Raw genomic sequence first — 26,516 nt, 5'->3', positions numbered from 1 at the left:
GATCAATTATGACAAGCGACCAGAATTCACTTATCCGCACAGTTGATCTGAACTGTGATTTTGGAGAAGGCTTTGGCACCTACACCTTTGGGCAGGATGCGGAGCTGCTTCAATATGTCACCAGCGTTAACATCGCCTGCGGCTTCCATGCCGGCGATCCTCATACGATGCGCACAGCGGTCAATCAAGCACTTACCGCTGGTGCTGCCATTGGAGCGCATCCCGGCCTTCCGGACCGGCTTGGCTTTGGCCGCAGAGAAATGTCGGTCAGCGCTTCTGAAGTATATGATTTCACGTTGTACCAGCTTGGTGCACTGCAAGCTATCGTACGGGCATCGGGCGGACGGCTTAATCATCTGAAGCCGCATGGGGCTCTCTATCATATGGCAGGCCGGGATAAGGCAATTGCCGAAGCGATCATCAAGGCGTCTCTGGCTGTAGATGATCAGCTTATCATTTACGGTCAATCCGGAAGTCTTTTACTCGATACAGCGATACATTTCGGAATCCCCTATGCCTCTGAAGTATTTGCAGACCGGGCCTATGAACCAGACGGCAGTCTTGCCGCTCGCAGCAAGCCAGGGGCTGTTCTTCATAATGCTGACGAAGCCGCGGCACAGGCGGTAGCAATGGCTGCGCAAGGAATCGCCTATACGCCGGATGGTTTACCCGTCCATGTTCAGGCGGATACCATTTGCCTGCATGGGGATGGTGCTCACGCTGCCCTATTTGCTTCCCGTATTAAAGAGGCTTTAATAGCGGCCGGTATTACTCTCCAGTCTCCAAGCAGGACGCTGCGTGAATAAGCGGCAGCTAGGAGTGAGAGTGTTTGTATATGGCTCCTTACTCCCGGGTCTTAGCAACCATCATGTTGTATTGCCATACATAAGGGAAACCATCAGTGGAACTATTCCAGGCAGACTCGTGGATGTAGGAGAATATCCTGCAGCAGTCAGGGATCAAACTTCCCGGAATAGCACTTCTGTTATTCAAGGCCTTTGGTTAACGATTGACCCTAGTGGGCTGGTCCTATTGGATGAACTTGAGGAATTTTACGGGATAGAGGAACTAAACGACTATGAGCGAATCTGGGTGCGTGATATTCATCATCCCAATCTGGAGGGCTGGGTCTATATATGGCCGGAAGACCGCGGCTGCCCGCCTGTTGTGGAAGTCTATTGGCCCGATTATTTGAATAAACTTACTGGTAAATAATAGCTTTCACGCAGTGTTAATTTTTCGCTAGACTCCAATGAAATAATCTCCTAAAATTAGATATTATGTATGAGATTTGATAGGGATCGGGGAGAGGTTAACTATGACTGAAGATGGTATTACAGGAGAATTCTTTGAAGGTTATAAGGTAACATTCCCTATGGGGCGATTTGATGTATCCGTCTATATGACGAAGGTCTACTATGAGGGCTGGAAATATTTCAGGGATGCCGAAATTACCGATGTCTGGGTGGAAGAGGTCAAGCTCGATCTGGTCAAGTTTTTAAAATAAGTGAATGAAATTTTATGGAGAACGTGCCAAGTTGGCATGTTCTCCATTTTTTATGCTCCTAAAGTCTAAAAATCCCAAATTTTGTACTAGATCAAGATAGGTCATATCTCCTAAAATAAGGATTATTAATGAGGTTAATTTTGGAAGAGGTGGATATATAACAATAACCAATTTGCAGCATGAATCGCAGCCGCTTTAGAACCATTACCCGACAAGAGGTGTAGTAATGAAGTTGACCGTAAGCAGAAAATTATTCATGGGATTTTTAGCCATACTCGTCATTTTGACAGCAATCGTATTTATTGGATATTCCAAAATTACATCCGTAGATGAGGCTTATGGGAAGTTAATCGATGACAAGGCAAAGAAGCTGATATTGATTCAGGAACTAAACGTAGCGCTCAAGAAGGAGCAGCTTAATGCCCGGGGTTACTTGATCGTGAAGGACGAAGCATCGGCACAAAATTTCAAAGCAGCCCATGATAACTTCCTGGAGCTTAGTAATAATCTAACAGCAATAATCGCTCTTCCGAAAGCGAACGAGCTGATGCATGAGCTAATCGAGCTGGAGTCTCAATTCCATGATATTGCAATCCAGGAGATGCAATTGAAGGATCAGAACAAGACGGATGAATACTTGAAGCTGGTTACGACACAAGGGCATGAGGTTGCCTCAGCCTTCGACAGCAAGATGGACGAACTAACGGCTTATCAACAAACAGTTATGAATGATGGTCATCATGATACGGAACAACAAGTGGAGAGCACCAAAACTTCCATGTTATTACTCGGGCTTTTCGCCATTATTATAGGACTAGCGGTTGCGTTGTATATAGGTAGATTAATTAGTAAACCGGTTGTGGAGCTCTCTAAGGCTGCGGAAAAAATTGCATCAGGCGATTTAACTTCAACGGAGCTGCGTATTAAGAATAAAGATGAAATCGGCGATTTAGCCGTTTCCTTTAAGCAGATGCGCCGTAATCTTAGAGAGCTGATTCAGAAGGTCAGCGTTAATTCAGGTCAAGTTGCAGCCTCAGCCGAAGAGCTGACTGCAAGCGCTGAGCAGACTACACTTGCGACTGAACAAATTGCCGTAACCATGCAGACTGTTGCAACAGGAGTAGAGAATCAGTTCAATACGGTCGAAGAAGCGTCCAAGACGATTTATGAAATATCGGTAGGCGCACAGGAAATTGCCCGTAATACGCAAGTGGTATCAGATTCGACTCTTGATGCCTACTCGAAAGCATCGGAAGGGACGGATTCGATCCAAACCGTCATCGGACAAATGAATGCGATATCGCTATCGGTGAATGAGCTTGCTGAAGTTATAGGAGGACTTGGAGATCGTTCACAGGAAATCGGACAAATCAGCGGCGTCATTACGGCCCTCTCCAAGCAGACCAATCTGCTTGCACTAAATGCAGCAATAGAGGCAGCAAGAGCAGGTGAGCAGGGGCGCGGCTTTGCTGTTGTAGCAATGGAAGTCCGGAAATTAGCCGAGCAGTCGAGCATATCGTCCCAGCAGATTTCAGATTTGATTGCATCCATTCAAGAAGAGACTAGCCGAGCAGTCCATTCGATGGATACGGCGAAGAAGGAAGTGATCCAAGGAATCGGGTTGGTACATACAGCAGGTGAGTCCTTCGGATCCATTCAGCAATCGGTTAATGTGGTGACCTCACAGATCCAAGAGGTATCTTCCTCTGTGCAGCAAATGGCAGCTGGTGCCGAGCAGATGGTACAATCGATGAAATCCATTACGGAGGTATCGGAGCATACGGCTTCCGGTGCGCAGCAAGTATCTGCTTCAACGGAGGAGCAGCTGGAATCGATGAAAGGGGTTACTGGTGCTGCTCAATCGGTATCTCAAATGGCGGAGCAGCTGCAATTGGAGATCGAGAAATTTAAGGTGTAATGCTGAAAAAAATCCGGCTATCCCTAATAAAGGGACAGCCGGATTTTTATATACAATCATTAAGCTTAAGCTTGAACAGCAGGATCCTTGCGTTCCACAAAATGTCTTTTAACACGAATAGCCATTAAGGAAGCGAAGAAGCAGGTAAAGCCGGCGATTACAAAAGCCTGCGAATAGGTGCCAAGCCAATCTCGCATAAGCCCAGCGCCATATGCGGCTGCTGAAGCGCCGATCTGATGGGCAACAACAATCCATCCGAAGATCATGCCTGATTTTTCTTTTCCGAAAGTCTCACCAGCAAGCTTGGCGGTTGGAGGTACTGTTGCAATCCAATCAAGCCCGTAGAACACCGAGAAAATAACGAGCATAGCTGGAGTAGCATCAAGAGCGAATGGAAGGAACAGCAGTGACAAACCCCGTAAGCCATAGTACCAGAATAACAGCCAGCGGCTGTCGAAGCGGTCGGACAACCAGCCGGAGATGGTCGTTCCGAATAGGTCAAATATACCCATCATCGCCAGCAGACCTGCAGCAGCAACCTCAACCATTCCGTGATCGCCGCAGGCGGCAATAAGATGAGTGCCTATCAAACCATTCGTTGAAAATCCGCAAAAGAAGAAGGTGCCTGCGAGCAGCCAGAACGTTTTATTTTTCATAGCAAAGACAAGATTATGAATAGGAGTAAGAAATAAATTGCCTCGGAATGGCGTTGGAGCAACCACTTCATCCGTTCCATAAGGAGCAGCACCAACATCGGAAGGATGATTCCTCATCCATATGGCTACAACAACAAATACGACGACAATGCCGGCTACCGCTGTATACATCGCATATCGCCAGCCATAATCGGAGGTCATCCTAGCCAGAAGCGGCAGGAATAACAGCTGCCCTGCAGCAGCACTTGCCGTCAATAGTCCAACAACAAGACCTTTACGCTTGACGAACCATAGATTGCTGACGGTAACACCAAGCACGTTGGCCATCATGCCTGTTGCAAGACCGGAGACAAGACCCCAAAGCAGATCAAACTGCCATAAAGCAGTGATGAATGGCGTAACCGCAAGGCTTGCCGCTAATATCGACAGAGACAGCAGGACAACCTTCCGAATCCCGAAGCGAAGCAAGAGGGCAGCAGAGAAGGGACCAACAAGCCCATAAAGTAAGATCCCAATTGAAGCGACACTGGAGATTTCGCCTCTGCTCCAGCCAAATTCCTCTTGGAAGGGAATCATGAATACACTTGGCATGGAGCGAATACCTGCGGATACTAACAGGGTAACGAAAGTAAGCAGAACGACAATCCAGCCGTAATAAAACTTGCTTTTTACTTGTACTCGATTCGTCATTTCACACCTCAATTTTGTTTGTACATACAAACGTAATATTAAAAAAATTTGATAATACAAGAAATTAATTTATCTCTCTAATTGATCACTCGTCGACTCTTGCGTTTGGGTCAACAGTACAGCAGCTTCGACACCAAGAATGTCTTGATACGTTTGAAGAAGCTTCTTGGAAGCGGCTCGAATAGTTGGTTCCAGCTCCCGGCCTTTCTCTGTAGGGTAGACAAGGACCGTCTTGCCCTGTACCTTGCGCTCCACGAGACGTTTGCTTTCCAGCTTATCGATGAATCGAGTGAGGGTGGAGGGAGTGATATACAGCTTCTCGGACAATTCCTTCTGCGTAATGCCAGGCTTTGCTACAACCAACCGGATTACATAGCCGTATGCAGGAGCAAGCCCCGTTGTTGCGAAAGCTTCGTCAGCCATGCGGGTAATGGCTCTGCTCAAGCGATTCGTCGTGAAATAGAGACAATTATGCAAAAAAGACTCGTTATCGTCGGCTTCGTTCGTGAGGTTCTCGTTTGTCATACGATATGCCCTCCTCGTATATGTGATGACTTCTATTTTGTATGTACAACTAAAATAAAAAAAAAAGGGGACTCTGTCAATAGAATTTTTGCGGAGGATGGAAAATGCCCATAAGGACATTAGTGATGGAACTACACTATTTAATGAGTGAGTCATTTCGCTTTAAAGACCTTCTCAACTATGCTAAAAAATCAAAATATGAGGAAGACCTCACTTTTAGTGAGGCAACCTCACTCCAGCCAATGGATGCGTAATTTATGCCGGTATCATATCTGTTAAGTTAGTTGTCCTCCTCTGCCTCATAAGCGATTAAGCTGATTGTAGAGCCGAATTGATCCGTCAGCTTCTGCTCCAAATTGCGAATCTCCTCTAGAGCATCTACATGACTCCCAAGCTCTGCAAGTTTAAAATAAGTTTCTGTCATCACCGTTATTCCTCCAATCTTCACATATATTCCTCATTCTGCTCGCGGGCGGGGTTTCTTATACGAATCGCTCGTTGTTCTTTACGAAGGCGTTTAGTACACTTGAAGAGATTATCTTTGTTTTATCCTTTTAATTTACATTACCCGGGAAATTGTTATTTGCATTAATGATTCACGATGTTAAACGGAGGGTTCACCCGATGTCTTATAAATGGCTGAAGTTTTTTATCATGTGGCTGCCTGTGATTGTGGTTGGATTATGGGAGTACGTGCGTCATGTTTTTTTGCTGCCTTTTATCTCGATGGAGCTTGGCAACTTTCTTGCCCCTGCACTTGTATTTCTTATTACCTTAACTTTAACAAGAGGGCTGTTTGCCAAGCTCGAGCAGATGCAGGAGGCATTGCAAAGGGAGCGGTTATCAAAAGCGTCTTTCCAGCAGCGTGAGCAACTGGCGCGCGAACTGCATGACGGCATATCGCAATCCTTATTTTTACTGTCGGTGAAGCTTGATCGGCTTGAGCATACAGAGCTAAACGATGAGGCAAGAGAAACGACAGAACAGATCCGTAAGACGGTAAAACATGTGTACGAAGATGTCCGTCAATCGATTGCAAATTTACAATCTCCGGCTGTTGTTGTAGATGATTCCTGGCTGAATGCAATCCATAGTGCTGCCTCTGATTTGCTGCAAAACAGCGGCGTCCACGTTCAGCTTGACTGGCAGCTTCCGGAAGGAGTCTTGACGAATAAACAGATGGTAGAGCTTCAAGCTATTATTCGGGAAGCACTGATGAATGTCAGGAAGTATGCGCAGGCGACAGAAGTACAGGTCATTTGCCATCAGCTCGATGATTACGGGAATTTTGACTGTGAAATAAGAGATAACGGAGTAGGGGCAGAGTCAAGCGAAATCGAAGCGAAGGATCGCTATGGCATCCGAATGATGAAGGACCGGGCGGAGCAGATGGACTGGTCGTTCTACATTACAAGTGCCAAGGGAGAAGGGACACGGATTCGTATTATGTCAGGAGGGGAAAAGAATGAATAAGGAGCAGGAAGCATTAATCCGGGTATTTCTGGTGGATGATCATCCTCATGGAAGAGAGGGTATGCGGGAGATTATTGGTTCGGATCCAGACTTCTTCGTTGTTGGCGAAGCCGCGAGCGGTGAGGAAGCGATCGCCCGCATCGATGATGTTTTACCTGATCTCGTGCTGATGGATATCAATATGCCGGGGATGGGAGGACTTGAAGCGACGCAGCAGTTAAAGTTTCTATACCCTTCCTTAAAGATTGTCATGGTCACGGTATCCGATGATATTACCCATCTATTCGAAGCGATAAAGCGGGGGGCACAGGGCTATCTGTTTAAAAACTTAGCCCCTTCGGCTTGGAAGGAATACCTGCGGGCTGTTGTGGTTGATGAAGCGCCTATGTCGAAGGAGATTGCCTTTAAGCTGCTGCAGGAGTTTTCATCTGCTGTAACGGGCAGCACGGCGAACGGAAGCAGCAGGGCTAAGCCGGGAATAAGTGATTCTTCTGTGCTGACCACACCTCTTACCTCGAGGGAGAAGGATATTCTTGAGCGTGTAGTGACGGGGGAGTCGAATAAGGAAATTGCAACGGCTTTTGGGTTATCCGAGCATACGGTCAAGAATCATCTGAAGAACATTTTGCAGAAGCTGCATCTCGATAACCGTGTGCAGCTTACCCGTTATGCTTACGAGCAAGGGCTGCTGAAAAAGTAAGGCTGTTCATGTTTGTTTAACTCATGAGTTGCAAGGAAATAAGGAAAAGCATATAATATGCATTATTGTGTCTATAATATTTTAAAATGAGTAAAGCTTTGATGGAGATAAGTAAGCAGAACTGCCGGACAGGGAGAAGACGCCATGGATTGCGAGCGTCTTTACGATAGCCAGGCTGCTGAAGTTCACTCCGGAGCAGACACCTGAACCGCCGAGGCATGTTGCCAAAGCGTGAGTAGGGGAGGTCCGGTTCCCGCCGTTAACGGGGCTTAAGGGATTGTGTTGTTTGCTTATAGTTAAGCGAGGAACAGCAATCCAAATTAGGGTGGTACCACGGTCTTTCGTCCCTTACGGGGAGGAAGGCCTTTTTTTGTTTTTTATAATCCAAGATGGAGGCGAGATTTTACGATGAAAGAACGTTTGGAAGCCCTACGCGGCGAAGCGCTGCAAGAGCTGCAGCAGGTCGATAATCCGCAGCAGTTGAATGATTTGCGTGTCAAATACTTAGGGAAAAAAGGTGCACTTACTGAGATTTTGCGCGGTATGGGCGGCCTTAGCGCTGAAGAGCGTCCAGTGATTGGTCAAGTGGGGAATGAGGTTCGCGCAGCGATTGAGTCCGTTATTGATGAGAAGCAAAATGCTTTCCTTGCGGCTGAGACAGAAAACCGTCTTCGCGCAGAAACCATTGACGTGACGCTGCCGGGCAAAGCTTTGCCTACTGGCGCTGTACATCCACTAAACAAAGTGGCGCAAGAAATCGAAGATGTATTCGTAGGCCTTGGTTACTCTATAGCAGAAGGTCCGGAAGTAGAAACCGATTATTTCAACTTCGAAGCGCTTAATCTGCCAAAAAACCACCCGGCCCGCGACATGCAGGATTCGTTCTATATTACAGAAGATATCCTGATGCGTACACATACATCCCCGGTGCAAGTGCGGACGATGCAGCAAATGAACGGCAAGCCTATTAAAGTCATTTGCCCAGGTAAAGTATACCGCCGCGATGATGACGATGCGACTCACTCGTTCCAATTCAATCAAATTGAAGGACTTGTGGTTGGTCCTAAGATCCGCATGAGCGATCTGAAAGGAACGCTGCTTCAATTTGTACAACAAATGTATGGTGAGCAGGCACAAATTCGTCTTCGTCCAAGCTTCTTCCCGTTCACGGAGCCAAGTGCGGAAGTAGACGTAACCTGCGTACAATGCGGCGGTCATGGCTGCCGGATGTGTAAGCAAACAGGCTGGCTTGAAATTCTTGGCTGCGGCATGGTTCATCCGCGTGTTCTCGAGATGGGCGGCTACGATCCAGCGGAAGTGAGCGGTTTTGCATTTGGTATGGGCGTAGAGCGTATTGCTCTTTTGAAATACGGCATCGACGACATCCGTCATTTCTATACCAATGATCAACGGTTCTTAAGCCAATTCGCGAGAATGTAAGGGGAGGGGAAATAAGCGATGAAAGTATCTTACCAATGGTTGAATGAATATACGGATCTAAGCGGCTACACAGCCGAAGAATTAGCAGAAAAAATGACACGCGGCGGTATCGAGATCGACGGCGTGGAATCTCTGAACAAAGGGGTAACCGGCGTAGTTGTCGGCTACGTGAAATCCCGCGAGAAGCATCCGGATGCGGATAAGCTGAGCGTATGTAAGATTGATGTCGGCACAGGCGAAGAGCTTCAAATTGTATGCGGAGCGAAAAACGTTGATGCTGGACAAAAGGTTCCGGTTGCCATGATTGGCGCGAAGCTTCCTGGCGACTTTGCGATCAAACGTGCGAAGCTGCGTGGTGTAGAATCGCAAGGGATGATCTGCTCGGCGAAGGAGCTTGGCATTAATGACAAGCTGCTGCCGAAAGAGCAGCAGGAAGGGATTCTGGTGCTTCCTGAATCGACACCAATTGGTACGCCAATCGGCGATATTCTTGGTATCAATGATGAAGTGCTTGAGCTGGATCTGACGCCTAACCGTTCCGACTGCCTCAGCATGCTTGGCGTTGCTTATGAGATTGGTGCCCTGACAGGCCGTGAAGTTCGTCTGCCTGAGGCTGTTGTTAATCACGCGGCTGATCGTGCAGACAGCCATATCTCGGTATCGGTAAGCGCACCTGAGCAATGCTCGCATTACAGCGCGCGATACATTAAAAGTGTAAAAATCGGCCCATCTCCACAATGGCTGCAAAACCGCCTGATTGCAGCGGGTATCCGCCCGATCAGCAACGTTGTTGACGTAACAAATTTCGTTATGCTCGAGTATGGCCAGCCGCTTCACGCTTTTGACGCGGATTCCATTACGACAGGTCGTATCGATGTGCGTTTGGCGAAGCCAGGCGAGAAGCTTGTTACACTTGATGATCAAGAGCGTACACTTGAGCCGCATATGCTTGTGATTACAGACGGTGAGAAGCCTGTTGCTCTGGCTGGTGTTATGGGCGGAGCGAACTCGGAAGTGAACGAAAAAACCGTTAACATCCTGCTTGAGTCGGCGAGATTTGACGGTGGTACGGTTCGTAAAACCTCCCGTCAGCTTGGTCTCCGATCGGAATCAAGCATCCGCTTCGAGAAAGAAGTAGATCCTGGCCGCGTTATTCCAGCTCTGAACCGCGCTGCAGCACTTATTGCTGAGCTTTCAGATGGACTGGTTGCAGAAGGAATTGTTGAAGTGGTTACCGCTGAGGCGAAGCCGGCTGTTGTAGACGTGACACTTGCGAAGATCAATGGCTATCTCGGAACAGAACTGTCGAGACTGGAAGTGGAGACGATCTTTGGCCGCCTTCATTTTGGCTTCCGTCTATCCGATGCGGATGATCGGTTCTCCATAACGGTACCAACCCGTCGCGGCGATATTACACGTGATGTAGATTTGATTGAAGAAGTAGCCCGTTTGTACGGCTATGACAATATCCCAACAACGCCTATTCACGGCGATGTGACGCCTGGCGCGTTGACGAAGCCACAAGCGATTCGCCGCGAGCTTCGCAGAAGACTGACGGATGCAGGTCTGCATGAAGTGATGAGCTATTCATTCACTGGCCCTGCACGTACGGAAATATTCCCTGACCTTTCTGGCGCGGGATTAAAGCCAGTGAAACTGGCGATGCCGATGAGCGAGGACCGCAGCGTTCTTCGTACAACGCTTCTCGCACAGCTGCTTGAGACGGCGACTTATAATCGTAACCGTAAAAATGAATCCTCTGCTATTTTCGAAATCGGCAGTGTATTCCACACGGAGGAAGAGGTACTTACCCGTCTTCCGCATGAGAAGCATCGCCTTGCGGTTCTTCTTACTGGTAACCGTGTTGATGCACAGTGGAACCGCAAATCGGCTCCGGTTGATTTCTATGATGCCAAAGGCGTCCTAGAGACCGTTATTGATGTTCTTGGCCTGACGGCTAAAGTACGTTATGAATCAGCGCAGCCTGTGAACTTCCATCCAGGAAGAACAGCAGCTGTAATTGTGGATACAGCACATGGACCGGAAACAATCGGTTATGTTGGTCAACTGCACCCTACACTGCAGCATGAGAGTGATCTTGCAGACACTTATGTGGTTGAGATTGAGCTTGGCAAATTGTATGAGCTGGCAGATTCCAGCATTGCATACAAGGCGCTTCCTCGTTACCCGGCTATGCAGCGTGATATTGCGGTTGTGCTTGATGCTGCCGTTCCAGCTGCGAAGCTTACAGCAACAGCTTGGGCCGTTGCCGGTGAATTGCTCGAGTCTGTTCGAGTGTTCGACGTGTTCACGGGTGAGAAGCTTGGCGCAGGTAAGAAGAGCGTTGCTTTGTCGCTCGTTTACCGTCATGCGGACCGTACGCTGACCGACGAAGAAGTGACAGAACTGCACGGAAAAGTTGTTGCAGAACTTGAACAATCTTTTGCGGCAGAATTAAGGAAGTAGGCAGGAAACCTTTTAAGTCGCATCGAAATAGTTCCTTGTGAACTTTCGATGCGGCTTTTTTTGTGTTTTTTGCCCATGAAAGGCTTCTCAAAATGAGTTTTTTCACATAAATGAAACTTTAGCTGTCGTTTCTTGTTACATAGATGAAGGCAAATGATTGAATTTGATGATGCACCTTAAAATGTGAGGCAGATAAATAGGAGGTTACCCAGTATGGATACTGATCAAACCGTTGTAACCGTTGATATATACGGACATCAATATAAGCTTAAGGGCCACAATAATGCTGATTATATTAAAAGGGTAGCCAGCACGATTGACGATGCAATGAAAAAGCTCGCGATCGGCTCTCCTCGTCTTGATATGCCTAAACTGGCTGTTCTGGCAGCCGTGCAGATGACAGAGGAAGTATTCCGTCTGCGCCGCGAAAATGATACTTTGCACGATGCGGAAGCAAAGCGTCTTGTATTGGTAGATTTGCTTGAGCAGGCAAGTAGACTTGAGGTGTCACTGCGTGAGGAGCTTACTGCTGTTCAGCGCAAGTCGAAGACTGAGCTGGAGGAGCTTCGCGGCGAATATGAAACCGAGATTGCCGCTGCGAAAGCCGCTGCTGCTGAGGAATTGACAGCAAAGCTGGAAGAAGCCGCTGAGCTGCTTGCACTTGCTCAAGCGGAGGCAACCGAGGAGATCGAGCGTGTACAAGCTTTTGCAGCAGCTGAGCTGGAGCGGGAATTGGAGATTTCACAAGCGAAGGCTGAAGCTGAGCTGGAGCGTGAGCGTGCAGAAGCCGCGGTTCAAATAGAACAAGAGCGAGAGAACGCTGCGAAAGTGCTGGCGGAGCAGCAGGCAGCAGCGGCGCAGGAGCTGGAGCGCGAGAGAGTGAGAGCTGCGGAAGCAGCGGATGAGCTGGCGTTAGCACAAGAGCTGGCTGCAGAAGAGCTGGACCGTGAGCGTACGCAGGCTGCGAGAGCGTTGGTTGAGCATGTGGAACGTGAGCGCGAAAAAGCGGCAAGAGCGTTAGCGGAGCAGCAAGAGCAAGCAGCGCAGGAGCTGGAACGCGAGCGAGTGAGAGCTGCAGAGGCAGCAGACGAACTGGCGCTGGCACAAGCGCTTGCCGCGGAGGAGCTGGAACGTGAGCGTGTGAAAGCAGCTGAAGTGTTGGCGGAGCAAGTGGAGCGTGAGCGCGAAAGAGCAGCGAGAACGTTAGCGGAGCAGCAAGCGCAAGCGGCGCAGGAGCTGGAACGCGAGCGTGCGAAAGTGGCAGAAGCGTTAGACGATCTGTCGCTGGCACAAGCGCTGGCTGCTGAGGAGTTGGAACGCGAGCGTGTGAAAGCAGAGGAAGCGTTAGCGGAGCAGCTTGAGCAAGAGCGCGAGAAAGCGGCAAGAGCGTTAGCGGAGCAGCAAGAGCAAGCAGCGCAGGAGCTGGAACGCGAGCGAGCGAGAGCGGCGGAAGCGGCCGACGAGCTGGCGTTAGCGCAAGCGCTGGCTGCAGAAGAGCTGGAGCGTGAGCGTGAGCAGGCAGCACGCGCGTTAGCGGAACAAGTGGAGCGTGAGCGCGAAAGAGCAGCGAGGGTTCTAGCCGAGCAGCAAGAGCAAGCGGCTCAAGAGCTGGAACGCGAGCGAGCTCGAGCGGCGGAAGCGGCCGACGAGCTGGCGTTAGCGCAAGCGCTGGCTGCTGAGGAGCTGGAGCAGGAGCGCGAGAAAGCAGCGAGAGCGTTAGCCGAGCAGCAAGAGCAAGCAGCGCTGGAGCTGGAACGCGAGCGAGTGAGAGCGGCGGAAGTAGCCGAGGAGCTGGCGCTGGCGCAAGTGCTCGCAGCAGAAGAGCTGGAACGTGAGCGTCAGCAAGCGGCAAGAGCATTGGTAGAGCATGTGGAGCGTGAGCGTGAAAGAGCAGCGAGAGTGTTAGCCGAGCAGCAAGCACAAGCGGTGCAAGAGCTGGAACGCGAGCGTGCTAAAGCAGCAGAAGCAGCCGAGGAGCTGGCGTTAGCGCAAGCGCTGGCTGCTGAAGAGCTGGAGCAGGAGCGCGAGAAAGCAGCGAAAGCATTAGCCGACCAGCAAGAGCAAGCGGCACAGGTACTGGAACGCGAGCGGGCGAGAGCGGCGGAAGCTGCCGAGGAGCTGGCTCTGGCACAAGCGCTGGCTGCAGAAGAGCTGGAACGTGAGCGTGAGCAGTCGGCAAGAGCGTTGGTAGAGCATGTGGAGCGTGAGCGAGCAAGAGCAGCGAGAGCGTTAGCGGAGCAGCAAGCAGCAGCAACGCAGGAGCTGGAACGCGAGCGAGCAAGAGCAGCAGAAGCAGCTGATGAGCTAGCGCTGGTACAAGCGCTGGCTGCAGAGGAGCTGGAGCGTGAACGCGAAAATGCGGCGAGAGTGTTAGCGGAGCAGCAAGCAGCAGCGGCGCAGGAGCTGGAACGCGAGCGTGCAAAAGCAGCGGAAGCAGCCGAGGAGCTGGCTCTGGCACAAGCGCTGGCCGCAGAGGAGCTGGAGCGTGAGCGAGCGAAAGCCGCAAACGTACTAGCAGAGCAGTTGGAACTGGAGCGTTCAAGAGCTGCTGCAGCGTTGGCAGAGCAAGAAGCAAAAGCTGCGCAGGAGATTGCGCGTGAACGAGACAAAGTAGTAGAAGCAGCAGATGAGCTGACATTAGCTCAAGTTATTGCTGCGGAAGAACTCGAGATGGAACGTGCGAGAGCACTCGAATTAATCCAGTCGAAAGAACAACAATGGCAAGAGCAGATTGCTCAGCTTGAGCAATCGTTAAAGGCTGATTTTGAACGCCGCCGTAATAACTGGATTGAAGAGCGTACAAGACTGCTGACGAAAGCAACTGAGCTTGAGCAAGCTTGGAGCCAAGATAAGCAGTCTCATGAACTGCGTCTACAAGCAGCAGATGATCATTTGATGCAAGCGCTGGAGCAGGAGGAAGCATTACGTGCTTCTATTCAAGTTCTGGAGCAGGAAGTGCAAGAGCTTGGTCAGAAGTTTGCCGAGACGCAGGAGCAATTGGAGGAACAAGCAGAGCAATATATACAATCCCTTGAAACAATCGGGCAAATGGAACTTCAGGCTGGCAAGCAGCAAGAACTGCAGACAGCTATTGAGGCTCTGGCAGCGGAACAAACAGAGAAGCTGCAGCAAGTGCAGGAGCAATATGTGTATCTTCAAGATGAACTGGAGAAACAGCGGCGTCAATTTGCTGCGGAACGTTCAGCGATCGAGCAGATTCACGTTGATAGATATAGTGAAGCGGAAAGCCGGCTGGAGGAGCAAGCACGTCAGCTGTCTGAGGCCAAGGCTATCTTTGAAGAGAAAGAAATTGAACTGGAGCTTCAATACGAAGAAGACAAATATAAGCTGCAACGCAAGTATGAAGGGCAGCAGGAGCAGATTGAACTACGCCATGCTGAGCAGCAATTTGAATTAAAAGAACGTTATGAAAAGCAATATGCAGAGCTTCAGCATCTGTTGGAAGCTTACCAACTAACGCAGAAGGAACTGGAAAGCCAGCTTGAACAACAAGGCCAAGCAATGGCTCAACAACAGGAAGAAAAACTCGCTGAGCTGGAACAACGTCATCAAGAGCAAATTCGTGCGCTGCAAAAGCAATTTGCTGATCAAACAGAGCTGCTGGAGCTTCAGTATATGGAGCAAATGGAGCTGCTCGAACGTGAGCTGCAAGAGCTTAAGGTAGAGCTCGACGAGCGGGAGCATAACCATTCCCGTCAATTCGAACAGCAAAGACTACATTTGGAACAACGTTACGAAGAGCGTCAAGCTGAAGCACAGGAACGTTATTCCGAGCTTATGGCGAAGCAGGAAGAACAACAGCGCAATCTGCGTGCTCGAATTGAAGAGCTTCAAGCAGCCATGGAAGATGTTGAGCTTCGTGGGCTAGAAATGGAAGAGCAGCTCGCAAGCTCTACGGAACGTGAGAACCAGCTCTTGGAACAGCTCGAGTATACGGCAGCTCGTGAGCGTATCACTGTGCAGCACCTGGAAGCATCATCATCAAGAGTTCAAGCGTTAACGGAGCAACTCGAGAAGGAACAAAAGCTAGCCCGTCAAGCAAGACAAGAAGCTGAGCGGCTGTCAGAAGCTGAACGTGCCCGTGAAGCCGCAGAGAAGTCACTCTATGCTCAGCTTGAAGCGGCACGCACAGAAGCTGCGGCAGCTGCTGAATTGAGGGTGATGCTTGAAGAGCGTACACAGTCGCTGGCAACAGAGCATGAGGAAACTTCCGGTGAAACGGATGCTCTTCGTGAGGAACTCCAATCGCTTACTCATAAGCATCAGAAGCTGGAGATTGAATACCGCAAGCTTCAAACCGAGTATAATGAGTGGATCGAATTAATCGAGCATAGCTAAATAAGATACAAAATAGAGTCATCTGAGTTATTTCGGATGGCTCTCTTTTCGCCGCGTCATCTGAACGATGTGATCTGAGATCTAGGAGGAAATATGAAGACTCTAACGATATTTATACTCGCGATGTCGATTGTCCTCTAACGGTGCTATGGAAAATCCCTATAAAATCGAAGGCATAACAAATGATGGTCAGCCTATTATTCTAAAAAGTGGCGAGAAAGTAGTATATCGGGTGAGCGCTCCTATTACTGAAGTGTTCGGCAATAAGAGTCTGCTGGACTTCACCAACCCGAATATCGAACTAAAAGGTTATGTGAAAGTTGGAGGTAAAGATAGTCCGTTTGGGATGTCGGGCAATTTAGAGGCCTTTTTATAACAAGGGTTATCTACCTGGTGCGACGGGGCAAATAAAACGGAAAATCCGTACTGCAGTGGTGGAATTGTGGACTGGCTAATAAAAAAAGCCGATCCAAAATTATAGCTTTGGAACGGCTTCATCTATAAATTCTCTATTAACCGTAACTCACGATGGTACCGGTTGGGCCGCCAACCGGCAGACTGGCTAAACGGATGAGGTCAGGTGTGACAATTGCCGGGTCTTTGCCAGTTGCATGCATTTCGGTTCGCAGGGTTCCGGGATTATATAAATTAACGAGGATGCCATGCTCATGCTCCTCGTCAGCAAGCGTACGCGTCAGAGACTCAAGCCCTGCCTTGGCTGCACTATAGGCTGCATAGCCGCCGGCTCCGTTCCAGGACAGGCCTGTAGTTATATTAATGATACGGCCATATTTGGTTTTGCGCATAGCTGGAAGCACAGCTTTGGTCAGCAGAAAAGGGCCAGTTAAGTTAGTGGCGACCTGCATATGCCATTCCTCAGACGTTAACTCAAGAACGGAGCCAGACTCCAATACGGCGGCATTATTTAACAAGACATGTATGGAGCCCCATTGTTCAACGATCTGCTGGACAGCGGTCTGAATTTGATCTTCTTGTGTGATATCGGTAGGGATGATAAGTGCTTCTCGGCCCGTGGTTTGTTTGATAAGCGCCGCAGTTTCTTGCAGCTTGTTCTCACGGCGGCCTAATAAAGCAACTTCAGCACCTTCCTTAGCGAATGATAGGGAAGCTGCCCTGCCAAGTCCAGAACCTGCACCGCTAATGACGGCAATCCGTCCGTTTAATAAGCTCATATGATCATACCCTCCTCAAATGAAAATAGCCAAGTATGAGCTATAAATGCTTATTCATAGATCGTAAGCATATTCATTTTTCATAAACATTGGCTAAGATGGATTTATGAATCATCTTATCAGACCGGAAGGTGATAGGGGAAGAGGCGTGACCATCAGTCTTTCTTACTTATTTGAAAAGGAATCATTATAATTCCTATGTGGCTTATGGCCACGCTATGCCCGCGAATATAAGAAGAACCTCCCGGCTTATTTGCCAAGAGGTTCGCTTATTAATTCCATAACTGCTTATTCAACGATAAGCTTAGCTGACATTTTTGAATGTCCACCACCGCAAGGGATGTTGCAGTTGATTTCATATTCACCAGCATCGAGGTTAACTGTTTTTGCTTTATTGTTCGTCAGCTTTAGATCTGTTTTGACAACTTGTACGCCATGCACGCCGTCGATTAATTCCAGCTCCAGCGTCTGGCCCTTCTTAATATGATATTCTGGCTGATCGAATTCCCAGCTGCTTGCTTTAATAACGACGTCTGCCGGAGTTGAGCTTGCTGCTTCTGAATTGCCATTGTTATTGGATCCGCAAGCGGCAATAACGAATACCAGGCACAATACTGATGCGAATAGTAACCATTTTTTCATCGAGAATACCCCTTTCATTGCCAAATAGCTTTAAATACATTCTTGTACTATTGTAACTTATCCCCATTTGATTTGCAGTGACAGCTACGTGACAAAAAAACTCCCCTGCCCATCGTTTCCGATCGGGCAAGGGAGCTCATGGACATTTGGATTAGTGTTGATCGCGGTCACGATAATCGCTTCTGCCAGCTTCGTATGGTGTGCTGACTGGAATGAAGAGGTCGATAATCCCTATGACAAGAGCGGCGAGAATTGCTCCAAGCCAAGTTACTTCTACCCCTCCGACGATAAATTGTGCAATCCAGATGACGGCTGCGCTGGCGATAAAGCCAACAATACCGCGTCCAAAAGGTGTAACTTTCTTCCCAAAGATACCTTCGATGATCCAGCCAAGCGCTGCAATAACAAGCGCAAGCAGGAGTGCACTCCAGAATCCACCGACACTAAACTGTGGAACGATCCAGCCGACAACCATAAGAACAATGGCTGCGACGATAAAACGGACTACATGACCAAGAAAACTCATATCGTTAGCCTCCTCAAGTTAGGTTAGCCTAAGTATGGTGCGCTTCTTTTTCCACTTTTATTATGACCATATTTCGGGGAAACATGTATGAAACAAATGGGGATATCGTGCATCCGCAACATTGTTCAGCTATAATAAAAGGGCGAGAGGAGTGTTCACTTGGACAGCAAAATTTTATCCACTTTGGAATTTCATAAAATAACTAATAAATTGGTACAGCATGCCTCAACTTCGCTTGGGAAAAGTGAAGCAGAACGCCTTGCTCCCGTCTCCGATTTGGAGGACGTGAAGCTCATGCTGCAAGCAACCGATGAGTCCTTCAAGGCAGATCGGTTGAAAGGCAATGCACCGTTTGGCGGCGTTGTAGATATAAGCGCTTCCCTGCACCGGTCGCGGATCGGCGGAACGCTGAACCCTGTTGAGCTGCTTGATATTGCAGCAACAGCAAGAGGAGCGCGCCGGGTGAAGAGACATATCGACAACTTGCATGAGGATGATCCGATTCCGCTGCTCTTCCAACTGGCTGATCAATTAGCCGAGCATAAACCGCTGGAAGACGCAATCTTCGACTGTATTGATGATCAAGGCGAGGTTATGGACAGCGCAAGCCCGGAGCTTGCTTCCATACGCCGAGAGCTGCGCAGCGGGGAATCACGTATACGTGAGAAGCTTGAGTCGATGCTTCGCTCCTCCTCGGTACAGAAGATGCTGCAGGATGCCATCATCACGCTTCGGAATGATCGTTATGTTATTCCGGTCAAACAGGAGTACCGATCGCATTTTGGCGGTATCGTCCATGATCAGTCGGGCTCAGGGGCTACGCTCTTTATCGAGCCGGAAACGGTCGTAGCGATGAATAACAAGCTGCGTGAGACGAAGGCGGCTGAGCTGCGCGAGATCGAGAAGATTTTGCAAAAGCTGACTGCGAAAGCTGCAGAGCATGTAGAGGATTTACTCTACAACCAAGAACTGCTTGGCAAGCTGGATTTCGCCTACGCGAAAGCTCGGCTCGCGCATGAGATGAAAGCCACACTGCCGCGTATGAATGACCGAGGCTTCCTTAAGATTAAGCGTGGGCGTCATCCTTTAATTGCACCCGAGAAGGTTGTGCCGCTTGATGTAGAGCTTGGCAATCAATTTACAGCCATTATCGTAACTGGTCCAAATACGGGCGGTAAAACGGTATCGCTAAAAACAGTTGGACTGCTCAGTCTGATGGCGATGTCCGGTTTGTTTGTTCCTGCGGAAGATGGCAGTCAGCTATGTGTGTTTGACTCGATTTATGCCGATATTGGTGATGAGCAAAGTATCGAGCAAAGTCTAAGTACATTCTCCAGCCATCTAACCAATATTATTCGCATCCTGAAGTCGATGACGTCGAAGAGTCTCGTACTGCTTGATGAGCTTGGGGCAGGTACAGACCCTGCCGAAGGCTCGGCACTAGCGATTGCTATATTGGAACATATCCATAAGCTGGACAGCCGCATTATCGCGACTACCCACTATAGTGAATTAAAGGCTTATGCTTATAACCGGAAAGGCGTTATTAACGCCAGCATGGAATTTGATGTTGCTACATTAAGTCCTACTTACCGTCTGCTTGTTGGTGTGCCGGGCCGAAGTAATGCGTTCGCGATTGCTGAGCGGCTTGGTTTAAGCCGAGACATCATCGATCATGCACGAGGTGAAGTCAGCGAAGAAGACCTGCGTGTTGAGAATATGATTGCTTCCCTTGAAGAGGATCGTCTTAGTGCTGAGTCTGACCGTAATACAGCAGAGTCCATGCGTAAGGAAATGGAAGCGCAAAGGGCACGTCATGAAGCAGAGCTCGAGCGCTTCGAGGAGCAGCGGGATAAGATGCTCCAAAAAGCTCAAGACGAAGCACATGAAGCTGTCGCAAAGGCAAGACGAGAAGCCGATCAGATCATTGCGGACCTGCGCAAGCTTGCGCTAGAAGAAGGTGCATCTGTCAAGGAGCATAAGCTGATCGAAGCGAAGCGGAAGCTGGAAGAAGCGGCGCCAGAGCTTACGTCGAAGAAGAAGCGTTCTGCAGGCGGCGGAGCCAAGAAACCCGCGAAAATTGGAGCGGGAGACGAGGTCATGGTCTACAGTCTCAATCAGAAAGGCACAGTTGTTGAGATCGGCGGCTCGGATGCAATGGTGCAGCTTGGCATTATGAAGATGAAGGTTGCGCTGGATGATCTGGAATTGATTAAGACAGTAGCGCAGGTTAATAAACAGCAGCAGCCGAAGCAAACGGCAAGCCTCAAGCGTTCCAAGGACGACAATCTGCGAATGGAGCTTGATCTTCGTGGTGCGAATCTGGAAGAAGCGATTATCGAGGTTGACCGTTTCCTGGACGAAACGTATTTAGGCGGTCTTGGCCAAGTATACATTATTCATGGAATCGGGACTGGTGTGCTTCGCACTGGTGTACAGCAATATTTGCGCAGACATAGCCTTGTGAAGAGTTACCGGCTTGGACAATATGGTGAAGGCGGCGCAGGAGTCACAGTGGCGGAGCTGAAATAGCTTCGCCGATCCGCCTGCAGGAAGGTAGCAAGCCATAGGAGTGATAAGGATGGGTACGGAAGTCGATCGTTTGCTTAGCAATTCGTATGCGGCATCACTCGTTTATGTATCGCTGGTCGTGTTGTCGCTTATCGTCTTTTTGTCCGTGTTTGAGCTGGTGACCCGTTATAACTGCTGGAAGGAAATCAAGAACGGCAATATGTCGGTCGCAATGGCTACAAGCGGGAAAATATTTGGGATATGCAATATATTCAGATTTTCAATAGAAGCTAATGTTTCGGTGTATGAAAGTCTGATCTGGGGCTTGTTCGGCTTTATTATCTTACTTGCTGCTTATTTTTTATTTGAATTTCTAACACCGGTATTTCGTATAGATGACGAAATAGCGAAGGATAACCGGGCTGTAGGATTTATCGCAATGGTTATTTCGATTTCTTTGTCCTATGTTATTGGAGCAACGGTTATTTTGTAAGCTTACGCTTTCGAAGCAAGAATTGCTCTGCAATTCTTTAAGCTTACGCTTTCGAAGTAAGAATTGCTCTGCAATTCTTTGTAGGAGGGCAGTCATGAAATACTTGTGGGGGATTTTACTCGCGATTGCTATTATATTTTTTGGTCTTGGTGTTATTTATATGATGAACAATTAAGCTGTGGAGGTTATTAAGGAATGGAAGAGCAAAACATTTGTCCGTGGTGTTATACAGAAATCGTATGGGACGAGGAGATTGGGCCGGAGAAACATTGCCCACACTGCGAGAACGAGCTTAGCGGCTACCGCACGATGCAATTTGGAATTGATCGTCCTGATGACGACAATGAAGAAAGCTGGGAAGACGAGGAAGAAGTACAGGAGCAAGCTGATTCCGGTGATAAAGAAGATGATTCCAATGGAGGCTTCCGTCAAGTGAATCTCTCGTGGCTTGCTGCGGAAGAGACGATCCGTCAAATTACGGACAGCCAGGATGAAGCACCGGAATGTCCGACATGCCGCGAGTATATGCTGGAGGCTGGCAAGCAAAGCATTTCGCTGCAGCCAATTGTTCACACCGTGACAGGAAGAGCTGTTGTTCAATCGCTGGTTGAGACGGTAACCTATATTTGTCCGTCTTGCTTCCAAGTTTCGTCAATTCTCAGCCCTGAAGCTCGCGATCAGATGCTTGCTTTGCTTGCGCCTAAGGAATAATTAGCTTGATCTGGTAAAGAGAGAACGGCATGACCCCTGCTCTTTTGGGAAATCTAACAGTGGATAACCATTGTTAGGTGATCCTTACGAACAAAGAGTTACCACAAACAGCCTAGATAAGGCCTAGAGTGTGGCAATTCTTTTTAGGAGGAATCGGATTGAAGCAGAGTCATCATGGCGTTAAGACCGGCGGGCGTCTGAGCGGCGTAGGCCGAAGCGTCACAGGTTCACGCCAAGGCGGAGCGCTGGGGTCGCAGGCGATCTTGCTGCTTGCTGTTCAAGGCTTGTTCGGCATCGCAAGTGCGCTGTCTGGGACGTTCATACCGGTCTATCTCTGGAAAGCAAGCCAGTCCTTTATGCTGATCGGTTGGTATACGCTTGGACAATATGTGACAAGTGGTATCGTCTTTTGGCTGGCGGGCAAATGGGTGAAGGAACATCATAAGATGTACAGCCTCCGTCTTGGCATCGTGCTGTCGGGGGCGTTTTATTTTACAGTACTTCTGTTAGGTCAGCAGGCCAAAGTTTACAGTGTTCCGCTTGGCATGTTAAGCGGTATGGCTCTTGGTTTTTATTGGATGGCTTATAATGTAGTTTATTTCGAAATTACGGAGCCGGATAATAGGGACCGTTTCAACGGAATTGCCGGTATACTCGGCGCTTTGTCCGGTATTATCGCCCCATGGGTGTCTGGATACTTAATTACTTCTCTTCAAGGAGAGAGCGGCTATAAGCTTATTTTCACCATATCGCTTGTTGTCTTCGGATTAAGCGTGGTTGGAAGCTTCTGGCTTACCGATCGAGGAGTACAAGGCGAGAAGTACAAATGGACGCTCGGCATTGATCAATTGAAAGAGAAAGGTAATCCATGGCGGAGAATGTTCGGAGCTATAGTGACGCAGGGTGTTCGCGAGGGTGTATTTATGTTCCTTATCGGGCTGGTTATCTACATTGCGACTAAAAACGAAGGCAAGCTGGGTAATTTCTCGCTTGTTACCTCTCTGGTTGCGTTGATTAGCTTCTGGTTTGTAGGAAAACGCCTCAAAGCAAGCAATCGAAAAATCGCGATGCTGATTGGTACGATTATGATCGGACTGATCGTTCTCCCGTTGTTCATGAAAGTGAACTACAGCACTCTGCTTATCTTTGGTATCGGCACCTCGTTGTTTATACCACTGTACATTATTCCGATGACATCACGGGTCTTCGACTTGATCGGCGATTCCGAGGAAAGCGCCAAGAACCGCGAGGAGCTGATCGTCCTCCGCGAAGCCGGCTTAATTATCGGCCGTGTCATCGGCCTAGCCGCTTATCTGATCGTCTTATCCCAGACGCAGACACCAGCGGCAATCGTTACCCTTATGTTCTGTGTTGGTATCGTTCCCATCGCTGGATGGTTCTTCATCCGGCCCTTCTTATCTGCCAACAATAAATTTCATTAATAATTTTTGAACGCTATTCAAATCGGAGCGCGCAAAGCGAAACTATTAGGAATGAGAAGCGAAGTGTTCGCCTTTGTCCCGAATTTCAACCGCAATGCGGTTAGAATTGAAGAAATTCGGGACAACAGCGATCGAATCCTAATAGTTTCGTGAAGCGCAGTCTCACGATTTGAAATAAAGGAGAACTTATGCCACGAATAGTGCATTCCATCACCGACCTCATCGGCGATACGCCTGTCGTTAAGCTCAATCGGCTTGTAGAAGCGGGAAGCGCAGACGTATGTGTCAAGCTTGAGCGGTTTAATCCAAGCGGCAGCGTGAAAGATCGCGCTGCATCAGCACTTATCCATGCAGCTGAGCAAGGCGGACAGATTAAGCCAGGCAGTACCATCATCGAGCCGACCAGCGGTAATACTGGTATTGGGCTCGCGATGAACGCAGCTGCCAAGGGCTATAAATTGATTCTTATCATGCCTGACAATATGTCGACAGAACGAATCAAGCTGCTTCAGGCTTATGGGGCAGACGTTGTATTAACGCCTGCTGCCGAGAGAATGCCTGGTGCAATCCGTAAAGCATTAGAGCTGCAAGCTCAAATTCCAGGAAGCTTTATCCCGAATCAATTCGAGAATCATGCTAACCCGGATATCCATCGTACAACTACAGCAGTAGAGATTTTACGGCAAACCGAAGAACAGCTGGATGCCTTTATTGCTACGGCTGGAACTGGGGGTACTGTTACAGGAACTGGCGAGACGCTTAAAGCGGCCCTTCCGGATTTACATATCGCGGTTGTTGAGCCTGCTGGTTCACCTGTCCTGTCAGGTGGTAAGCCGGGGCCTCATAAATTAGTTGGAACGAGTCCTGGTTTTGTGCCGGCGATTCTAAATACGAATGTGTACGATGAAATTATTCAGGTATCCGATGAGGATGCGCTTCAAACCATGCGAAGCCTGGCTCGTCTGGAAGGACTCTTACTTGGACCGTCATCTGGTGCCTCCGTATGGGCAGCCATGCAGGTTGCGAAGAGACTTGGTCCGGGCAAACGAGTATTGTGTATTGCTCCCGATACAGGTGAACGTTATTTGAGTATGGATATATTCTAAGAAGAAACGAGGCCCTTAAAGCTTATTTCCAAGCTTTAAGGGCTTCTTTTATTAAACCTCGCCGTTCGCGTACATAATCAAGAATAAAGGAAGGCTCATCGAGATACGTATCAAAGCTGCTTTTCCTCGTAAAATCTTCCCGAATCGCAGGTGTAATCTCCTTATACATTCGGTTAATGATGGGATCGATCCGTTCGACAGTAAAGGCTGTTCTTAATAAGTTCAGCAGGATCGCACGATATTTCTGACGGCAGGAGGCAAAGGTAAACAGCTTGCCGGTTAATTGATTGTAGCCCTGTAAACGTACCAAATCACTGCCGCAAGGCCTTCCGTAGCAGTTCCTTCCCCAGGTTCCTTCGTAATCCCAAGGAATAATACGGTATTTGCGGCTGTTCTTATGTTCGTATAAGGCATAGTTCTGATCGAACCCATCATAGTTGCCGGTAAGAACAGCTCCTGCCAGCCACAATAAATACTGGTTAATATCCAGCCGTTTGGCGGTGTATACGTTTAATTGTTTGCTTGTCATGGTATTAATATTGCGGATGAATCGGACCAGACGATATTTGGTATTTGTTTCTCCCTTAACGATTTCATACCCTTCAAATAAGGAGTTCTTCTTCTGATTGGAGTTCTGATCAATAAGGCTGAAATCCGCACTGTCATTGACGGCATAAATAATGGAGTTATAGCCAATTCCTCTTTTTTTGAAAAATCGCTGATCAACCGCCTCGATTTCTAAGTATACCCCTTGCGGATAACCGTTAATTTCGACGGATATATGCGTGGTTTCCGGAGAGGGCACGCCAATGGTATTAAAGAATGTAAAAGATAATGCATTGCGGATCATGGAAGGATCATCAAACTCTGCATTCCAATGCAGTGTTTTTCCTCCATCTAATCTGACCTCGAAGGATTTCTTGTTGTAATTACGCGTATGACCGCCTCGAATGCCGAATGTCGCTGTATAAAGTTTCCCATCTAATTCGATATGAATCGGCTTGAAGGATTTACTCCAAGGGTTATTTTTTAGCTCCTTTAGATCATCCTCGTCAATCTCGATTTTACGAATAGGCAGCGTTGCCACGGGCTTCACCCCTTAGACCGAAGTCAAAGCCTATCGAGGCTGATAGGCTTTTGTGCTTATTTACCCTATTCGGGTATCGGGGCAAGTGACACCATTTACGTCATTATTTTGATTATTTGTACCTTTTGTCCAGATAAATGGTTACTAATCTAGTACCTCTCATATACGGGTTACATATAGATATATTACAAACCGTCACCAATGGTAGATGACTAGAACGCAAACAACAGCAAGATCAGCCTATTAGTGGCAAATGGTCAATTGGATGGCACGGTTGTAAATCTATTAATGCGAGAATCATCGGAGGGATTTAGCAAATGTATGATTGCAATCACTGGCAAGGACAACAATGCCACAAGAGTCACAAAAGTCACAAAAGTCACAGAAGTAATGGCCACACAGGGACAACAACAGACAGCGGCAACGCACAAATCAAAAATTTGGTAGGCGAAGCAGTTAAAATTAACCGCGGCGGTCCTGAGTCATTGGTCGGAACTCTGTTAGCTGTAAAAAGTGATTACCTGGTGCTTTCGACAAGAGAAGGTGTTGTATACGTTGACCTGAGCCATGTCAAAAGCGTAACTGGGCTTGCAGATGGTGGCAAAAGCGGAGGCGGTCGTCACACTGACTTCATCAAGGCAGATAACTTTAAAGGCGTAGTCAAAGCATTAGAAAAAGAATTCGTGCAAATTAACTGGGGCGGACCGGAGAAAGTGGAAGGCTTCCTCGCTGCAGTACAAGGCAACACAGCACTTGTTGTTGTAAAAAATGAAGTGGTGTATATCCTCGTTGATCATATCAAAACAATCAAAAAACTTAGCTTCAACAAATCAAACGGCAACAAATCCGGAGGAAATAATAATAATCAATCCGGCGGCAACAAAAACAACAACAAATCCGGAGGAAACAAAAACAACAAATCCGGTAATCAAGGCGGCAACAAATCAGGCAATAAATCAGGTGCACAAGCGCAAGGGCAAACGAACAAATCAGGCGCTCAAGCACAATCCACAGGCAATAAATCGAATAAAAAATCTGGAGGCGGCAATCGCTCGAAAAAAGGCTAATCCG

At 48.3% G+C, this 26,516-nt stretch carries 23 protein-coding genes; 16 read left to right on the top strand and 7 right to left on the bottom strand.

Going from position 1 to position 26,516, the window contains the following annotated elements; all coding sequences use genetic code 11:
• The first annotated feature begins 8 nt into the window (after positions 1–8).
• The 4 genes from AC0YNT_RS23180 to AC0YNT_RS23165 all read left to right on the top strand — a co-directional run bounded on the left by AC0YNT_RS23180 (position 9) and on the right by AC0YNT_RS23165 (position 3,425).
• Positions 9–806, top strand: a complete 798-nt coding sequence (locus tag AC0YNT_RS23180) for a 5-oxoprolinase subunit PxpA (protein ID WP_475806740.1) — start codon at positions 9–11, stop codon at positions 804–806.
• Positions 799–1,215 (top strand): gamma-glutamylcyclotransferase family protein, encoded by a 417-nt coding sequence (locus AC0YNT_RS23175; RefSeq protein WP_475806739.1) that lies wholly within the window; start codon positions 799–801, stop codon positions 1,213–1,215. The genes AC0YNT_RS23180 and AC0YNT_RS23175 overlap by 8 nt, the downstream gene beginning before the upstream one ends.
• Before the next feature lie 103 nt (positions 1,216–1,318).
• Complete coding sequence (locus tag AC0YNT_RS23170) at positions 1,319–1,507, top strand: hypothetical protein (RefSeq protein WP_167282276.1); 189 nt, start codon at positions 1,319–1,321, stop codon at positions 1,505–1,507.
• Between the two features lie 226 nt (positions 1,508–1,733).
• Positions 1,734–3,425 carry a methyl-accepting chemotaxis protein gene (locus AC0YNT_RS23165; RefSeq protein ID WP_475806738.1) on the top strand — a complete coding sequence of 564 codons (1,692 nt, stop codon included), beginning with the start codon at positions 1,734–1,736 and terminating at the stop codon, positions 3,423–3,425.
• 65 nt (positions 3,426–3,490) lie between these two features.
• Here AC0YNT_RS23165 and AC0YNT_RS23160 read toward each other — a convergent pair whose 3' ends face one another.
• The 3 genes from AC0YNT_RS23160 to AC0YNT_RS23150 all read right to left on the bottom strand — a co-directional run bounded on the left by AC0YNT_RS23160 (position 3,491) and on the right by AC0YNT_RS23150 (position 5,723).
• Positions 3,491–4,771: an MFS transporter gene (locus AC0YNT_RS23160; RefSeq protein WP_475806737.1), complete on the bottom strand. Its 1,281-nt coding sequence runs from the start codon at positions 4,769–4,771 to the stop codon at positions 3,491–3,493.
• Positions 4,772–4,840: 69 nt separating this feature from the next.
• A complete protein-coding gene (locus AC0YNT_RS23155) occupies positions 4,841–5,296 on the bottom strand; it encodes a MarR family winged helix-turn-helix transcriptional regulator (RefSeq protein WP_475806736.1) in 456 nt (151 codons plus the stop codon).
• Positions 5,297–5,576: 280 nt separating this feature from the next.
• The gene (locus AC0YNT_RS23150) at positions 5,577–5,723 is read right to left on the bottom strand and encodes a hypothetical protein (protein WP_167282113.1); all 147 of its coding nucleotides are present in this window, start codon (positions 5,721–5,723) and stop codon (positions 5,577–5,579) included.
• A 197-nt stretch (positions 5,724–5,920) separates the two neighbouring features.
• On the opposite strand from AC0YNT_RS23150, the gene AC0YNT_RS23145 reads away from it, so the two are divergent.
• From AC0YNT_RS23145 to AC0YNT_RS23120, 6 genes are all read left to right on the top strand, one after another.
• Positions 5,921–6,769 carry a sensor histidine kinase gene (locus tag AC0YNT_RS23145; RefSeq protein ID WP_475806735.1) on the top strand — a complete coding sequence of 283 codons (849 nt, stop codon included), beginning with the start codon at positions 5,921–5,923 and terminating at the stop codon, positions 6,767–6,769.
• Positions 6,762–7,469: a response regulator gene (locus tag AC0YNT_RS23140; protein WP_475806734.1), complete on the top strand. Its 708-nt coding sequence runs from the start codon at positions 6,762–6,764 to the stop codon at positions 7,467–7,469. The genes AC0YNT_RS23145 and AC0YNT_RS23140 overlap by 8 nt, the downstream gene beginning before the upstream one ends.
• Positions 7,470–7,877: 408 nt before the next feature.
• Positions 7,878–8,909: a phenylalanine--tRNA ligase subunit alpha gene (pheS, locus tag AC0YNT_RS23135; protein ID WP_475806733.1), complete on the top strand. Its 1,032-nt coding sequence runs from the start codon at positions 7,878–7,880 to the stop codon at positions 8,907–8,909.
• Between the two features lie 18 nt (positions 8,910–8,927).
• Positions 8,928–11,375 (top strand): phenylalanine--tRNA ligase subunit beta, encoded by a 2,448-nt coding sequence (gene pheT / locus AC0YNT_RS23130; protein ID WP_475806732.1) that lies wholly within the window; start codon positions 8,928–8,930, stop codon positions 11,373–11,375.
• Between the two features lie 213 nt (positions 11,376–11,588).
• On the top strand, positions 11,589–15,734 hold the full coding sequence (locus tag AC0YNT_RS23125) for a hypothetical protein (protein ID WP_475806731.1): 4,146 nt from the start codon (positions 11,589–11,591) through the stop codon (positions 15,732–15,734).
• Positions 15,735–15,882: 148 nt separating this feature from the next.
• On the top strand, positions 15,883–16,110 hold the full coding sequence (locus AC0YNT_RS23120) for a hypothetical protein (protein WP_475806730.1): 228 nt from the start codon (positions 15,883–15,885) through the stop codon (positions 16,108–16,110).
• A 136-nt stretch (positions 16,111–16,246) separates the two neighbouring features.
• On the opposite strand, the gene AC0YNT_RS23115 is transcribed toward AC0YNT_RS23120, so the two are convergent.
• The 3 genes from AC0YNT_RS23115 to AC0YNT_RS23105 form a co-directional block, all read right to left on the bottom strand.
• Entirely contained in the window at positions 16,247–16,927 is a 681-nt protein-coding gene (locus AC0YNT_RS23115; protein ID WP_475806729.1) for an SDR family NAD(P)-dependent oxidoreductase, read from the bottom strand.
• 288 nt (positions 16,928–17,215) lie between these two features.
• A complete protein-coding gene (locus tag AC0YNT_RS23110; RefSeq protein WP_475806728.1) occupies positions 17,216–17,569 on the bottom strand; it encodes a cupredoxin domain-containing protein in 354 nt (117 codons plus the stop codon).
• A 151-nt stretch (positions 17,570–17,720) separates the two neighbouring features.
• Entirely contained in the window at positions 17,721–18,095 is a 375-nt protein-coding gene (locus tag AC0YNT_RS23105) for a phage holin family protein (protein ID WP_475806727.1), read from the bottom strand.
• 159 nt (positions 18,096–18,254) lie between these two features.
• Here AC0YNT_RS23105 and AC0YNT_RS23100 point away from each other — a divergent pair, with 159 nt between their 5' ends.
• From AC0YNT_RS23100 to cysK, 5 genes are all read left to right on the top strand, one after another.
• Entirely contained in the window at positions 18,255–20,627 is a 2,373-nt protein-coding gene (locus AC0YNT_RS23100; protein ID WP_475806726.1) for an endonuclease MutS2, read from the top strand.
• A gap of 49 nt (positions 20,628–20,676) precedes the next feature.
• Complete coding sequence (locus tag AC0YNT_RS23095; protein ID WP_167282301.1) at positions 20,677–21,099, top strand: DUF350 domain-containing protein; 423 nt, start codon at positions 20,677–20,679, stop codon at positions 21,097–21,099.
• A gap of 195 nt (positions 21,100–21,294) precedes the next feature.
• Entirely contained in the window at positions 21,295–21,810 is a 516-nt protein-coding gene (locus AC0YNT_RS23090) for a hypothetical protein (RefSeq protein ID WP_475806725.1), read from the top strand.
• Positions 21,811–21,968: 158 nt separating this feature from the next.
• Positions 21,969–23,252, top strand: coding sequence for an MFS transporter (locus AC0YNT_RS23085; RefSeq protein WP_475806724.1), 1,284 nt, complete (start codon positions 21,969–21,971; stop codon positions 23,250–23,252).
• Between the two features lie 188 nt (positions 23,253–23,440).
• The gene (cysK, locus tag AC0YNT_RS23080; protein WP_475806723.1) at positions 23,441–24,358 is read left to right on the top strand and encodes a cysteine synthase A; all 918 of its coding nucleotides are present in this window, start codon (positions 23,441–23,443) and stop codon (positions 24,356–24,358) included.
• Positions 24,359–24,380: 22 nt separating this feature from the next.
• Here cysK and AC0YNT_RS23075 read toward each other — a convergent pair whose 3' ends face one another.
• Positions 24,381–25,445 (bottom strand): CotH kinase family protein, encoded by a 1,065-nt coding sequence (locus tag AC0YNT_RS23075; RefSeq protein ID WP_167282307.1) that lies wholly within the window; start codon positions 25,443–25,445, stop codon positions 24,381–24,383.
• A 317-nt stretch (positions 25,446–25,762) separates the two neighbouring features.
• On the opposite strand from AC0YNT_RS23075, the gene AC0YNT_RS23070 reads away from it, so the two are divergent.
• Positions 25,763–26,512, top strand: a complete 750-nt coding sequence (locus tag AC0YNT_RS23070) for a hypothetical protein (protein WP_475806722.1) — start codon at positions 25,763–25,765, stop codon at positions 26,510–26,512.
• Positions 26,513–26,516: the final 4 nt, after the last annotated feature.

The organism is Paenibacillus sp. J22R56, assembly GCF_056269375.1.
The sequence above is the reverse complement of the archived record's forward strand: the minus strand, read 5'-3'. Positions and strand labels throughout refer to the sequence as shown.